The organism is Oligoflexus tunisiensis, assembly GCF_001748245.1.
Classification (GTDB): Bacteria; Bdellovibrionota_B; Oligoflexia; order Oligoflexales; family Oligoflexaceae; genus Oligoflexus; species Oligoflexus tunisiensis.
This window is the reverse complement of the sequence record NZ_BDFO01000001.1, coordinates 3,209,960-3,224,492: the sequence shown is the minus strand read 5'-3', so window position 1 is coordinate 3,224,492 and position 14,533 is coordinate 3,209,960. Positions and strand designations below refer to the sequence as shown.

At 55.7% G+C, this 14,533-nt stretch carries 9 protein-coding genes; 4 read left to right on the top strand and 5 right to left on the bottom strand.

The genetic code is table 11. The annotated features are described in order from the left end of the window. Window positions 1-159: 159 nt before the first annotated feature. The gene (locus tag OLTU_RS31900) at window positions 160-333 is read left to right on the top strand and encodes a hypothetical protein (protein ID WP_176736599.1); all 174 of its coding nucleotides are present in this window, start codon (window positions 160-162) and stop codon (window positions 331-333) included. A 15-nt stretch (window positions 334-348) separates the two neighbouring features. On the opposite strand, the gene OLTU_RS13540 is transcribed toward OLTU_RS31900, so the two are convergent. Beyond that, window positions 349-2,238, bottom strand: coding sequence for a c-type cytochrome domain-containing protein (locus OLTU_RS13540; protein ID WP_176736598.1), 1,890 nt, complete (start codon window positions 2,236-2,238; stop codon window positions 349-351). Between the two features lie 678 nt (window positions 2,239-2,916). On the opposite strand from OLTU_RS13540, the gene OLTU_RS13535 reads away from it, so the two are divergent. Together OLTU_RS13535 and OLTU_RS13530 are read left to right on the top strand one after the other, a co-directional pair. Beyond that, window positions 2,917-3,489 carry a DNRLRE domain-containing protein gene (locus OLTU_RS13535; RefSeq protein ID WP_141733299.1) on the top strand — a complete coding sequence of 191 codons (573 nt, stop codon included), beginning with the start codon at window positions 2,917-2,919 and terminating at the stop codon, window positions 3,487-3,489. A gap of 96 nt (window positions 3,490-3,585) precedes the next feature. Further along, the gene (locus OLTU_RS13530) at window positions 3,586-4,473 is read left to right on the top strand and encodes a beta-1,3-glucanase family protein (protein WP_176736597.1); all 888 of its coding nucleotides are present in this window, start codon (window positions 3,586-3,588) and stop codon (window positions 4,471-4,473) included. 51 nt (window positions 4,474-4,524) lie between these two features. Here the strand turns inward: OLTU_RS13530 and OLTU_RS13525 are convergent, their stop codons facing one another. From OLTU_RS13525 to OLTU_RS13510, 4 genes are all read right to left on the bottom strand, one after another. Then, on the bottom strand, window positions 4,525-6,489 hold the full coding sequence (locus OLTU_RS13525; RefSeq protein ID WP_218110021.1) for a 1-acyl-sn-glycerol-3-phosphate acyltransferase: 1,965 nt from the start codon (window positions 6,487-6,489) through the stop codon (window positions 4,525-4,527). Between the two features lie 246 nt (window positions 6,490-6,735). After that, a complete protein-coding gene (locus tag OLTU_RS13520) occupies window positions 6,736-8,139 on the bottom strand; it encodes a TolC family protein (RefSeq protein WP_176736595.1) in 1,404 nt (467 codons plus the stop codon). 11 nt (window positions 8,140-8,150) lie between these two features. Next, a complete protein-coding gene (locus tag OLTU_RS13515; RefSeq protein ID WP_141733295.1) occupies window positions 8,151-10,199 on the bottom strand; it encodes an ATP-binding cassette domain-containing protein in 2,049 nt (682 codons plus the stop codon). Further along, the gene (locus OLTU_RS13510) at window positions 10,196-11,437 is read right to left on the bottom strand and encodes an efflux RND transporter periplasmic adaptor subunit (RefSeq protein ID WP_176736594.1); all 1,242 of its coding nucleotides are present in this window, start codon (window positions 11,435-11,437) and stop codon (window positions 10,196-10,198) included. The genes OLTU_RS13515 and OLTU_RS13510 overlap by 4 nt, the downstream gene beginning before the upstream one ends. Before the next feature lie 302 nt (window positions 11,438-11,739). Here OLTU_RS13510 and OLTU_RS13505 point away from each other — a divergent pair, with 302 nt between their 5' ends. Next, entirely contained in the window at window positions 11,740-14,451 is a 2,712-nt protein-coding gene (locus tag OLTU_RS13505) for a 7TM diverse intracellular signaling domain-containing protein (protein ID WP_218110020.1), read from the top strand. The last annotated feature ends 82 nt before the right edge of the window (window positions 14,452-14,533 follow it).

The window sequence follows — 14,533 nt, the reverse complement described above, 5'->3', positions numbered from 1 at the left end:
TCTGCTAACCACCGACACGTCAGCCCACCGACACGTCAGCCCCGGAGGGGCCGCAGATGCCCTGGACACCTGCATATCTTTGAGGATTTTCCTCCCGCCTGTTTCCTCTTACGATGAACCGAATGGGCCCTTCGGGCCCTTTGGCTGAGGAGACGCCTCATGGCAACGACACCAACAGAATCCGAACCCTCGTCCGGAAATGAAGAGTCCCTCGATCAGCTGATGGCCTTGGCCATTTCACTTGGCATTCCCGTCCATGACGGAGTCAGCCGCGAGGAACTCCTCTACGCGATTCATAAAGCCCAGGGAGGCGACGGCGGGCTCAGCATTTAAGCCCGCTCTCAATCCTTACGGATTGTTGAGATCGTTGATACACGTGTTCATCAAAAGATCCACCGGTGCAAGGCAGGTCGGATTCGGAATATAGTCCCCGCGGAAGGGCAGTATCATCCGCTTTTTCTCATGCACGTCATTCACAGCCCGACCATAAAACAGGTTGAATTCCTCCCGGTTCAGGCGGCCACCCGGAGTACTGAGCGCCACCCAGCGGCTGGCAAACGGCTGCCTCGTCAGGAGCTGATCGAGCTGCTTCTGATCGATCTGCAGTTCCTTCATCACATCCTCGCTGGTCAAATCCTGATGGTAGTAACCAAATCCGAGCTGCACAACATCGGGCTGGAACGGATCGATATTCATCTTTTTCAAAGCCGCGAAATGGATCTTGTTATCATCGTCGATGGCCTTTCTCAATGTCGCTTTGTCGACATAAAGTTTGCTGACCTTATCCTTTTCCGACTGCGAGAAGTTGGTCGATACCTGAGCGAACTCGCGAACATTGTCGTCCTGAACCAAAAACCCACGCGCATGACAGGACATACACGAGAATCCGTTGACGATATTGGACTGCAGGCGCCGCGGCCCATCCTCCTTGCGCACCACCGTCTGCGGTCCACGGTCAATGGAATTCCCCTGGCCGTTCAGGAGGTAATAACCCAGCATGCCGTTCGGCAGATGGAAGATCACTTCGCCACCGTCCTGTTCAAAGGCGCGGTTTTCAAAGCCGATGCCGACGGGACCCAGCGGATTGTTGAAGATATTCTGGTTGTCCTCTTCCAGAGCGAAGTCATAACTCAGCCAGTAACTGCGTCCGGATTGGGAAACATGGCGCTCGATGATACGGTTCTGAGAGGATACGTTCGATCGCTTGAAACCTGACCGCATCACGGCATTGTCCCGGATATTGCGGAAGGCGTCGATCCCGAGCCTGTTCTCCAGGGATTGAACCGTGTTCGGCAGATTCAGGAATTCCTGATAGGGAACCGGCAGCGTCGCGGTGGCGACAAACCAGTCGGCACGGACCATATAAGCTTGCGTTCCTGTGGCCTGACGAAGGAAGTTATGATCGGCGGCCGCGGTCGCTGAGGTCGGATCGCTGGCCACGTTATTAAAGGTTTCCATAAAGGGATAGTACGACTCGACCGTATTGTCGAAGTTATCGCGATTCATGTCGATGGCGTTCAGGTTCACCCGTACCAGGACGCCCTTGTCCCCGACCGGAGTTGGTATTACGATCTCATCGGCAAAGGAAAGGCTGTTGATGGTCTTGTTCAAGGCCATGTTCAGAATCGCCATCTTCTTGTCGGGCAGCCCGCGATTGTAAACATTTTGAAAGCTGAAATATCGGGTGGTGGCGCGCTCGGCAGCGGGAACATTCTGTTCCAGATCCTGCCGCATCATGGTCAGGAGCGTGGCATCAGGAATCGGCGTGCGCGGCTTCGAACCGAGCGAAAGGATCCAATCCCGTACCAGTTTGCGATCCTCTTCCGAAACCGTCTGGCTCGGAGGCATGTTGCCTTGCGGCGCGAGGGTCGTGTATACCAGCGAGGCGTCCGGCTGTCCGGGCACCAGGTAACGTCCACTGTCGATCATTCTTTGCTCATCATCCGCGCTATCAAAACCGCCCACCGGGTTTTTCAGATTATGGCAGGCGGCACATTTTTGCTTGATGAAGGTGAATCCCTTATCCTCCTCCATCGGCGACGGGCCTCCTTCCTTGGCCAGAATGGGGTTGGATTCCCCTTCCGCCACCGGTGCGACCGTATTGTCTTTGGGTTGATCGGACGACACCGAACTGGTGCTGCTCTTTTGAGGAGGCCTGACACACGCCACCGGCAGGATCAGGATGCCACCAACGAGCAGAATCTGAACAAAGTTGCTTGCATGGCCACAAAACTTCATAACGCACTCCCCTGGAAAATGGATGCAACAGTCCACGGCTGCCTGAGTACAGCATGTTCTGTATGAACTCTGTTCTTTGGAAACAAGCCACCCCTGAGGCATGCACGCAGAACGCGAGCTTGCAAAAAGCCAAAGGTAGCATCTGTTTAGCTTATGGTTCGTTCTGCTTTATACAATTTGAGTGCCAAACCTTACTGGCCGTAAAGCCAGCTAAATCCGCATAACTGCACAGGGCGCCGGCGGGAAGCGCGGGACCGACTCCTGAAATTTCATTCAGGTTTTTCCGATTCCGCCAAAATTTTTTCCACTGTTCGCTTTCCCAACATCCTCGGGTTTCAAGGGTTTAGGATTCAAAAGGTCGGCGGGCGTCACAATTCAGACGATTATGTCCGGAGTTCGATCATACGCTGCCAGCGTCTCGGTATTAGTTTGCAGCCAGTACGAATTACGTCAGAAAAAATTGCTGTCTTTCCAGGATAAATTCGTCAAAGCACTCTGACACAACAGTTTGGGATGAAAAAAATTAACAAAGCGGCGCTGAAAAACCGCTTGCCCGGTTCACCATTTTGTTTGTTATAACTACGATCATAATTCGTCCCGCGTGCGAAGGTCTTCATCCGCGGCGCCCTGTGGCGTTGGCCAGGAACCGGCACGCCTTGAAACCACTCAGGAGAAACAATGCGACTTTCATGGACAGCAGCAGCACTGACTCTTGCTCTGGCATCAACGTCAGGGGCCTGGGAGCGCCCCGTGGCCAAGGATGCCTCACTGATTTCCCAAAGTCTTTGCTGTGGGTCAGGCGTAGCCGATCAAAATTTCGGCTTCCAGGCTACTGTCGATGCCGGTCGTTATCATCATCAGGCCCGTGCTCTGCTCGGCTTTGATCTGAGCGGCATCACGGCGAATGATCGGGTCTGGCTCGTGCTTCCTGGCCAGACCGTGGGCGCGGGACTGCCGGATTTTACTCTGAGTCTTGTGCAGGGTGACTGGAATGAAGCGACAGTGACCTACAACACGGCGCCTGACAGTGAACCGCTTTCCCTGCCGGCATCCTGGGTGGATAACCATCTGCGTTTTGATGTCACAGACCAGGTGCATGCGGCGCTGCAAAGTCAGCTCGTGCAGCTGAGCTTTATTGTGGATGCCCAGGGTTCCACCAACCTTTTCATTCCCTCACGGGAAAACGCCAGCGGCTTGCGTCCCGCCTGGCTGGACGTGACAACGGGTCAAACCCCGTCGGATGAAGGCTGACGAACCGTGTCCCCTTCACCGGCGATCTGAATGCAACGCGACAACAGGCTCAAGGTTGAGTCTGTCTGCATCTTTATTGCCTTAAGGGGGTACACTATGATGTTTTTGAAACAGGCGGTTCGCTGGATCCTGCCAGGGCTTCTCGTCGGCTCCATCTCAGGACAGGCCGAGGAGTTCACGGCGGATCGAATTCCCATTCAGGTTCGCAACAACTGTCCCTTTACTCTCTGGATTCATGCCTTCGGCTCCCAGGAGGTACTGGGACCGGATGATGCCCCGCTTACGACCGGGGCCACCCGCGTTTATCATGCGCCTTCCCTCTGGACGGCGGCCCGGGTCGAAGCTTATAAGAACGGGCCCAGGCAAAATCAGATTGAAAAGGTGGAAATGACCTTCGATCGCAATCCTCATGGCGAGCAGGTCCTGCATTACAACATCACGTATGTGGATTGGGTTGGACTGCCGGTCTCCGTATCCTCCATCGGGGGCGGCGGAGACTGCCGTCCAGCGGGCTGTAACCGGCCTGTCTCGCAGATTCTGAATGGCTGCCCCGCGCATCTCAGGACGGCCGACAAATGTCTCTCCGCCCGCACGTTCTGCCTGGACCCTGGCACGCGGCATCACGCCTACTGTCGGGCGCTCGATGGCAGAATCAATGAATGTGCGGATCGTTACGGGGACTGTCAGGGGGCACGGGGAGCCAGCACAGCCGAGGTTTATGCATGTTCCGGTCCGTTCTTCAGTCAAAATCCCAAGTACTGTGCCGCCCTCAATCGCGGCATGCTGCATGATCCCTACAATGTCAACACGGGGAATTACTATAAGAACCCACCCTACAATACCTATGCGCGGTGGGCACATGAAACCTGTCCTGGAATCTATGCTCTGGCGTACGATGACTTTCCGCCGGCAGCTGAGGAAAGTGGGTTTCACTCCTGCGTGAATGGGCAGCAGTTGAATATCACCTTCTGCCCTGCAGGTTGATACCGGGTCCATCCTACCGGTCGACCCCAAAGCGGGGTCGGCCTTTTCCTTTCAAGCCAGCTTCAGCGAGCGCGCATAGATCCCAAGAATGGTCAGCACATCCTCGCGGTGATTCACCAGAATCGCCTCCGGTCCCTGGCTGAGCAGACCCTTTTCTTCAAACAGCTGAAGGAACTGCTCCATCTTCTGCCAGGCTCCGTCCACTTCCCAAGGGAGATGATACATCTGCTTGAGGGCTTCATACTGACTGAAAAAATCCTCCCGGATCGCGTCCCGCAAAACCATGTTGGAATTCACGAGGTGCCGCGAGAGTAGGTGAGGAATGACAAAGCTATGGATCACGTTATTGCGGATATAAGTCGACCGCAGACTATCCATCGGCGCAAGGAAGACCTTTTGTGCCTGGCGTCGATCGCCCTTCCGCAGGTTCCTTTGCGCGGCTGTCACCTGTGGTGAACGTCGTTCACTGCGGCGGCGACACTGGTTGAGATAAGGTATGGCCGCGAGCGTGTCCTCCAGGCTCGCTGCCGAATGTTTGAATTCCATGCCATAGGCCTTGGCCCAGAATTCCGAGGTCGTATCCACATAAGCCATCAGCTCACCTGCCGACAGGGCTCGTCCCTGGCTGGCCAGGAGGGCCGTGGCAACCAGCGAGCCGGGCGTCAGCGGCGAGATGCGATTGATCTCAACGCAGGCATAGCGGGCGATACGATGAGCCAGTTCACGAATCCAGGCATCAGGTATGGCCTCGTTTCGCGTCACAGGCAGGGATTTCCAATCCGGCCGATGCGCATCCAGAACATCATTCAGGAAGATAGGCGCGCCGGCCTTCAGGTAGGCGCTACCCTTGGGTGGTGCGCTGATGATCGCTTTCAGCAGGCTTCTGGCTTTGCTCCACAGGCTCCGCTGCTTCCGGGCACTCACATGCTGGTCAAAAGCCTTTTTATGTTCCTCATCCAGAGCGTTCCGTTCCTGACGGAATTCAAAGATATGCTCCAGATAAGAGTCTCCCTCGACCACAAAATCATAGGTGATGTTGATCGGAACAAACACGATGGGACGAGCCTGCTGCTCGACATAGGCATTGATGTACTGGGACACGATACCGGCCTTGGGCTGCAGGACCTCGCCCGTTTTGCTACGAGTTCCTTCCACAAAGACCATATGGGGCTTGCCATAACGCTGCATGGCGTTGATGTACTGATAAAGGATCGCGTTATAAAGAGGGTCCATCTTCTTGCGACGAATAAAGTAGCCAGAGACCATTTGAATGATCCTGACCGGAAAGAAATTCAGATGATTGCTGGTGGCGATATAGGGCGCTTCGATCTGATGTTCATAGAGCAGATGCGAAATCGCCAGGAAATCGATATGGCTGCGATGGGTCGGCAGATAAACCACCTGGTGCTTCCGTTCCAGCTCCAGCATGCGCTCGACGCCTTCCAGTTCCACGCGGAAGAAAAACCGCTTCAGGGCCTTGAATACCACGAAATTCACGAGCTTCGAGTAAAAGTAATGCCGTTCCCCGATGATTTCCTTGAGATACTTTGCGGCCAGCTTTTCACCGTCGACGCCGGACTCTGTCATCACGCCGACGAATTTTTGCACCTCAGGGGAATGGAGAACCTCACTCTGCATGACATCCCGCGGCAGGATATGATAACGGGAGTCCTTGCCTTTCAGCTCATCCAGACCGTGGGCGGCGTGGAAGATAGCCCCGACCTCCTCGCTGATCGCGCGGAAAGCCTGGTACCGGTCTTCGTGCGCGGCCAGCACCTCGTGCAGGGCGATGGCATGGAGCGGGCCTTTGGCGTTCTTCGGCTCCAGCACATAAAGCATCGCCTCCTGACCTTGTACGACCTGATCCATCATCTGCCAGAGCAGGGTTTGAAACCTATGGTTGGGAAAAAAGCGAAAGCTCTTTTTCCAGAAGGGAACCAAAGGCGCCGACCGCCACTGCGGGAAATGCGAGCGGAAGAGGCTCCAGCGATCCCGGAAGCGGCCTTTGTAGCTCACGATCGCTACTGTTGACTGTGAGGCTTGGACAGGTTGCAGCAGAGAGGAAACCATAAAAAGAACCCCTTGACTCCGTTGAAGCATCACCCGTGATTCTTACAAGACATCAATTTTATTAATGGGTTGCTTCACAATATGATGCAAAAAACCATCCAGACTTAACGGGATGATTTTTCACAGCAACTCTGGCGTCAGATAGCCCAAGGGTTCGACAGAGGTGTATTTTCTGACAGTCATTCCAGGATCCTATCCCTCGCGTATGGAACCGGAGGCCAGGTAGCCCCGCTCCAGGGCCTGCCAGTGGAGAAGACTGAGCTGAAGTTCGTGCATGCTCTGCTGCCAGTTGCCAATGGCCTCGCGCTTTTCCCGTTCGGCATCCATGAGAGGCTGCAGCCCGATCACACCCGTTTCATAGAGGCGGCGCTGCGCATCATAGAGCTGACCGGCCTGCTGATAGGCTGCACGGGAGTACCCGAGCGATTGGTGCAGTTCCGCAATCAGGTTGCGCAGACGCTCGGTTTCCATGTTCACTTCATGGCGGGCGACCTCCACTTCACGATGGGCCGCATTCTTTTCTGCAGCTGCCGCGCGGATCAGGTGGTCCTGAGAGCGATCCCAAAGATTCCAGGAAAATTCCAGCTGCAGCGAGGTACCGTTGGCTTTGCTGAGAGCTTTTTGGTCGGCATCATCGAGCAGCCAGCTTCGGTTTTGATCGCGTCCCAGCGTGCCCACCAGATCAATCTGCGGCATGAAGCGGCGGCGATAATTCTGATCCAGAGTGATCTCCGCGCGTTTTTGCTGAGCGATGGAACTTTTTTCCATGAGGGTCGGTCCGGGAACCGGTTTGAGTTCCGGCAAGGCCTCGGGCAGGGGAAGGGCCGCCTGGGTCAGCGCCTCGATATCCTGCTTCAGACCCTCGGGGGATTCCTGAGGGCCGAGAACATTCAGGAGCTTATGATAAGCCTGCTGCCTTTCGATGGAAGCCCGGGCCGCGGAGGACCGCGCCGCACTTTCCCGCATGCCTGCCAGGTGGATATCAATTTTTCCGACCTGGCCCGCCTGAAATTTACGTTCAGCCAGCGCACGCAGTTCCTCGGCATCGGCCAGCGAAGCCGCATCAATCAGCTGCCGAAAATAACGGAAATTATAGTCGAGCGCGGCCTCGGTCACGCGGAACGTGAGCCCTTCGCTTTCGTGAAATTTCCGAATTTCGGCCAGCGTCGCGTCCTGCCTGGCAAGATCCACCTGACCGGCATCCTGCCCTCCGCGCCACAGGTTTTCCCTGAGCACAAGGCTCATGCTGTGGCCGTCCGCCTGCGATTTCTCCTCGTTGTTCAGGTCTTGCCGTTGCTCCTGCCTGGCGCTGGCATTGACGGAGAGAGTGGGCTGATAATGACCCTGTGCGGCATCAACTCGGGCGCGGCTGGCCTGCAGTTCGGCTTCGCGGATCTTCAAAGCGGGATGCGAATCCATGCCTCGTTTTACAAGGCGCGCCATGGCCGCTTCTGCTTCCTTGGCCGCCGCGGAATCCTTGCTGGCATCAAGGCCGAGCAGTTTCGCAACATCCTGCATGCGCTTCGTTTGAGCGTAACCCGGAGCCGCCGCGAGCGCCGCCAGCAGAACCAATATCCATGAAGAAGACGATGACATAGGACTCCTTTTCATTCACTTCGCAGCGCTTCGCTGGGATCAAGCTTTGAGGCGCGCAACGCCGGCATCATTCCAAAGGTCATACCGCACACGACGGCGGTGCCAAGACCCAGGATCAAACCCAAGGGATTCAAGAGCAGCTGCCGCGGGATCACTTCCGGCAACGCGGCATGACCCACGAGAGCCACCACATTGCAAAAGACCGCGCCAATCACGGTTCCCACCACACCCGAGACCACACAGAGCAGCATGCATTCCACCAGAAACTGCCAGACGATATCCCGGCCGGTGGCGCCCAAGGCCTTGCGCAGACCAATTTCCTTGATCCGCTCGGCGATCGTGACCAGCATGATGTTCATGATCCCAATCCCACCGACCAGGATGCAGAGACCGCCGATGAGAGTCGTCAAGGCCTGAAAAATCGTAATGAAGAGCATGATCTGGCCGATGAATTCCTCGGGAACTTCGGCGCGGAATGGATACTTCATGGCGGTTTTCAGCCGCAGATAATGCACCACCGAGTCCGCCAGCCAGCGATGGGAAACGCCGGGCTTGGGAACGACCGAGATCCAGGTGCTGCGTTTGTCAGTGGTGTAATGCATCAAGAGGGATAAAGGCACGAAGATGCGGGCATTGATATCCTTCTCGCTGAACGTGGTATCCCGCTTGCCCAGCACACCGACGATGGTCACCGCCGTTTGCAGGCGACCGCGCAGCGAGATGATTTCGCCCAACGGAAACTCGGGATTCGTGTAGCGACCCGCATAGTGTTTGGGGAACATCGATTCGGCAAAGTCCGAACCGACCAGCGCCACGGCCCCGGCTTTATCAAATTCATGGGGGGCGATCATGCGCCCCTTGGTTATCTTAAGGCCTTGATCGACAAAGTCATGCAGACTGCCAAGACTATCGAGCTTGACTTCGGTCGAGACTCCTCCCACGACAGCATTCTGATTGAAGTCCCCCCAGAGCATGGAAACGCGTCCATAGTCGGCAAAGGTCGCCTGCAGACTGGGAAGATCCTGATCAACATGCACACCCTGCCAATACCCGTTGGTATTCGTGCGGGAGGCCTGATAATCAAGCCCTATGTAAATGCGGTCGGCCCCGACGCGATCGAAAATTTTGAGAATGACATCCTGCGCCGCGGTCCCCAGCGTGAGCATGGTCGTGATCGAGGTCACACCAATAATCAGCCCAAGGCAGGTCAAGGCTGAGCGCAGTTTCGAGGACACCAGAGCCTGCCAGGCCTGACGCAAGGGCGCCAGCGATTGCCATTGGGAAAACCAGCCCGGCCTGGGAACATCAGGGGTGGAAGGCTTTGGGGCTGCGTCCGTGTCCAGGGGTATTCCCGGCTGCTCAAAGTCTCCGACGATCACACCGTCCTTGAGTTCAATGCGTCTTTTCGCAACGCGGGTGACTTCGGGATCATGCGTGATCAGAATCACCGTACGGCCTTCAGCATGAAGCTGCGCGAAAATTTTCATGACCTCGGTGGAACTATGGGAATCCAAAGCACCCGTCGGTTCATCCGCAAGGAGCACGGCGGGGTTGAGCAGCAGGGCGCGGGCAATCGCGGCTCTTTGCTTTTGTCCGCCACTCAAACTCGTCGGCAATTTCAGAGCCTGATCCTGGATCCCCAGGCGGCCCAGCAATTCCATCGCCCGTTTTTGATACTCAGCCCGCACGGTGGCGGTCGGCCGCGGCTGCATGTAATTAAGCGGCAGCATGACATTTTCCAGAATGGTCAGACGCGGCAGGAGGTGAAACTGCTGAAAAACAAAACCGATGGTACGGTTGCGCAGGGAAGCCAGGGCATCCGGCTCAAGATTCGCCGTGTTTTCCCCGCTCACGGCAAACACACCTTCCTGGCTGGTGGCCAGAGTCCCCAGAAGATTCATGAGAGTGGACTTGCCGGAACCCGAGGCACCGGTGATGGCTACGAATTCGCCCTGTTTGATCTGCAGCGAAATATTTTTCAGAGCCAGGAAAGCGGCAGCATCACGTCCATAACGATAGGAAAGTTCCTGAATATCGATCAGCGAAGCGGAATCTTTCACTGCTTCACCACCTCTTTTTTCGGAGCCGCATTTTGCGTGCCCTGGGCGACATCAAAAATCTGCGGTGAGGCAAAGTCGATTTCCATCACCTGATCGCCTTCCTTCAAACCGGAGACGATCTGCACATCCGTAGCGTTCACCGCTCCGGTTTCGACCGGTGCATAGCGAAAGCCCGAAGCTTCCTTGGCATCCGGCAGCCGCACATAGGATTGCGTGGGAAGCATGAGCACGCAGGACACAGGCAGCGTCAGAGCATTTTCCTGCTCTGCGAAAATCAAATCCACGGTCGCATTCATCTCAGGCAGGAGGCGCGCATCCTTTTGATGGATGCCCACATAAACATCGAAATAGGTGTAACCCGCCTTGGATTCCGCGCGGCCCTGGCCCCCGATCTGTTCCACGCGACCGTCGTAGGCCACATCCGGATAAGCATCCAACCGCACCTTGACCGGCAGACCGGCCTTGACGAAACGCAAATCCGCTTCCATGACCTTGATCTTCACCTGAATATTGGTCATATCCGCGACCACCATCACCATGCGCTCGTTGCTCCCGCCGATTTCCGAGACGCCGGCGCTCATGCCAGCGCCACCCAGAACAAAGTCACCGGGCCTTTTATCCACAAGCGTGACAATCCCTTCGATCGGCGAACGCACATAGACGAGTCCAGTCGAGACGGCCGACTTCCGCACCGTGGGTTCCGCCTGGGCCAGTCCCAGATTGGCTTCCATGATACTGAGCCGTTGCCGGGCTGAAGCCAGCTCCAGTTTGAGTTTTCCGAGTTCACTTTCCTCACGAGCCACCTGATCCACGCCAATCAAGTCTTTAACCAGATTCTTATTTTTGACGAGTTTTGCGGCCGAACCGACTTCATGCTCCAAGGCCCGGACGTGCGCGCGCAGATTCATGAGATCCGTTTGTCCGGCGGCTTCCAATTGCATGGTGAAGAGGCGGTCACCGGCTTGAACCTTGGCGCCTTCCTTGACGTCGAGGGAAATGATGCGCCCCGACTGTTGCGCGGTCACCACCATGGTCTTTTCCGGAACGATCTTGCCTGAGAGCTGCAGCGTCTGAGCTATGTTTTTTCTTTGTACTTTGAAGAACTTGGATGCGTCCTGGGGGTTGGATTGCATCTGCTTCCAGCCGATGGCAGCCAGCACAAGGACCACGAGGCCCAGACCAGCCAGAAATTTCCGACGACGGGTGAAAGGTCCCGGCTTGAACGCTTGGATTGACATGACATGCATCCTTAAAGGTTGGAAGGGAAAAGGTCTTCGCCTAGGTTCAGACGAAACCCTGGTCTGCAATATTGCAGAACCGTCCATGAAATTCACCTATGACTTGCTGAAATCGTCCGCGGAAGTAAGAGATCGGACCGGCTGCTGGCTCGGGGACCCCTTGCCCAGCATGGGCTTCCCGGCACAGTTCAATTTCTTTGAATTCCTGCCGATACGTCCATGGTTGCCCTGACTTACCTCACGTCGGACAAAGATTCATGATGAGAGCCGTGCTGCATTTCATTTCTTTTCTCATATTACTGATGCCATCAGGCTCCCTTGTCGCGCAGCCTGCTCTCACTCTCAGCACCTCGCACCAGGGTGAACCGATTGGCTTTCATCTGAGCTACGTCCTTGTCTCCGATGATCAGGCATGGGCTCGGCCGCCTGCGTCTCCCCTGCCCGCCCTGGCCGTCAACACCAGCCCCACACTGGATGCCGGCTTTCGGAAGGGGACAGCTTATGCGCGTTTGATCCTCCGCAACGAATCCCAGGTGCCGCGCACCATTTATCTGGAGCAGCGCCACGTCTTTACCCCATCCATCCAACTTTTTGACGAAAACTCTCAAGCACTGCACACGCTGTCTTACGCGAACACAGGCACGCGGCTGGCCGGGCAGATCCATAACTTTCCGGTTTTCAGACTCCAGGTTCCTCCCGGTGAACACACCTATTGGTTTGAGGTGAGAGGTGTTCCCAAGCGTTTGAACCTTTATCTGTGGGACGAAAACAGCTTTCAGGAGGGAGGCCAGGGGCAATTCATTCTGCTCATGATGCTCATGGTCATCCCTTTGATCTTTATACTGCAGCATCTTTTCCTCTTCCTGACGCATCGCGATCCCACGCACCTGGCCTATGTGCTTTTCCTTTCATCCGTCTGGGCCATGAGTGTGATCAGCCTGGGTCTCACCCGATTCATTTTTTCTGAGGCATGGAGCGCGTGGCTTTATCAGAAGGGCATTTACCTGACCTACCTCTTCATATCCATCACCGCTCTGCGTTTTTGCCAACTGATCATCCCGAGGGATCCGACCCCGCGCCTGGACCAGGCCTTGAAAAAGTGGGAACGGGTCCAGCTGGCTTTATTGTTCATTCTGCCTTTTCTGCCGTTTGGCGCACATTTTTTGAACGTCCTGCTGTTCCCTCTGGGCAGCGGACTCGTGGCCGCTCATTTTCTGGTCTGCTCGCTCCGTTCCGGTCAAAGGGTGGCACGCTACTACATTGTCGGGGCCACACCCATGCTTTTTCAGCTGTTTTATAGTGTCTCAATAATCTTTCTGAATGCGCCCTATCTCGGGCTGCTGGAGCTGTTAACGCCCATCAGCCAATCCTCATTGGCCTTGGCGCTTTCGCTCGGTCTCGGAAAACTCATCGAGCAGAGGGAAAAGAGCGACTCCGAAAAGATCGCGCGCCTGAACCAGGAACTGCGCGAGCACCTTTTGAACGTGGAAGAGATCGTGGCCTCGAAAACCGCCAAGATTCATTCCATCCTCGCCCATATCAAGCAGGCGATTTTCACGATCAATACGGATGGCCGGCTGGATTCTGAATACTCGGCCGTGGCCACGGAAATTTTCCGCGATCGCAACATCGATGGGGCCGATGCGGTGGAACTGTTTTTCGATCGCACGGCTCTCACAGGCGATCAGCTGTCGCAGATACGCAGCGCTCTGGTCAGCGTGCTGGGCGAGGATGCTGTCAACTTCGACTTGAATCGCAGTCTTTTTCCCTTTGAACTGATTCGGGAACTCGCGGACGCCAGCCAGCAGATTCTGGAATGTGATTGGATTCCCGTGATCAATCAGGAGGGAAAAACGGAACGCATCCTGGTCGCCATACGGGATGTGACCGAACACCGCAAATTGCTGGCGCAGAACCAGCAACAAACGGAAACTGTGCTCATTCTCAATGAACTTCTCAATGTCAATCCTCTGCAGATGAGCCGCTTTTTCCAACAGGCCCAGGAATACCTGGATCAAAGCCTGCCGGCCCTCACCCTCCTGGCTCATGGAGACAAGGAATCCCTCGCGGATCTCTTCATCAGAACACATACACTGAAAGGCATTTCGCGCCTTCTGCATTTTAAACAACTCACGGACATCCTTCACAGCATCGAGGATGAATTGCAGAAAGCACGCAACCATACTTTGACCGGCGATAGTCTCGAGAGGAAATTTCAAACCTTTGCTGACCTTTTGCAGCGTTTCCAGGAGCTGTCTGCATCGCTCTTTCGCAAGGATGAGGCCTCCGCGGCTTCCCACGAGCCCCAAAAGGATTTGCAAAAGGCTCTGCAGCTCCTGGATGGTCTCTCTCTTCCGACTCAGGTCCGCGAGCAACCCGCTTACGGACAGCTGCGGGAAACCCTGGAAAACGCCTGTCTTGTGTCTATGGATGGTTTTTTGGACGAGTTGCGGACAACCCTAAGGCAACTCGCCCGCAATCTAGCCAAAGCCGAGCCCGTTCTGCAGATCGAGCAGGCTGCAGTGCGTCTGACACCCAGGCAGGACATTGTTCTGCGCAATATTTTTATTCATTTGACCCGTAATGCCATGGATCATGGAATTGAAACAGACGCGGAACGCATTCAGTCCAACAAAGCGCCGGGTGGCACCCTGATGCTGTCCATTCAACCCAGGTCTCATCACATCATCATCCAATTTTCTGACGATGGCCGGGGCCTCGATCTGGAGAGCATTCGGTCCAAAGCCGACCGCCAGGGTCTGATCCCAGCCGCCCGTGCCTGGAGTGCAGAGGAGCTGGCGGATCTCATCTTTGCGGACGGCCTATCAACGCGCGACAACGTCACGGAAATCTCGGGACGCGGTGTGGGGCTTTCTGCTGTCAGAAAGATGCTGGAGGATGCCGGTGGTTCCATTCGCGTGGTTCTGCGGGACAGCCAGGGGTCCACGCGTCGCTTTTACTTTGAAATGACCCTCCCCAAATACGACGTGCGAAGGACTCCGGATGCGGCCTGAACTTTGCCTGCTCAGGAATATTACCAATTAATCCGACACAAAAGAGTCTGGTTCTTCCTGCAAACAACCTTATATAACGGGG

Excerpts from the sequence above, each read along its gene's own strand:
- OLTU_RS13510 (WP_176736594.1), bottom strand. The coding sequence starts at position 11,437 with ATGTCAATCCAAGCGTTCAAGCCGGGACCTTTCACCCGTCGTCGGAAA.
- OLTU_RS13520 (WP_176736595.1), bottom strand. The coding sequence starts at position 8,139 with ATGTCATCGTCTTCTTCATGGATATTGGTTCTGCTGGCGGCGCTCGCG.
- OLTU_RS31900 (WP_176736599.1), top strand. The coding sequence starts at position 160 with ATGGCAACGACACCAACAGAATCCGAACCCTCGTCCGGAAATGAAGAG.
- OLTU_RS13540 (WP_176736598.1), bottom strand. The coding sequence starts at position 2,238 with ATGAAGTTTTGTGGCCATGCAAGCAACTTTGTTCAGATTCTGCTCGTT.
- OLTU_RS13530 (WP_176736597.1), top strand. The coding sequence starts at position 3,586 with ATGATGTTTTTGAAACAGGCGGTTCGCTGGATCCTGCCAGGGCTTCTC.
- OLTU_RS13535 (WP_141733299.1), top strand. The coding sequence starts at position 2,917 with ATGCGACTTTCATGGACAGCAGCAGCACTGACTCTTGCTCTGGCATCA.
- OLTU_RS13505 (WP_218110020.1), top strand. The coding sequence starts at position 11,740 with ATGCCATCAGGCTCCCTTGTCGCGCAGCCTGCTCTCACTCTCAGCACC.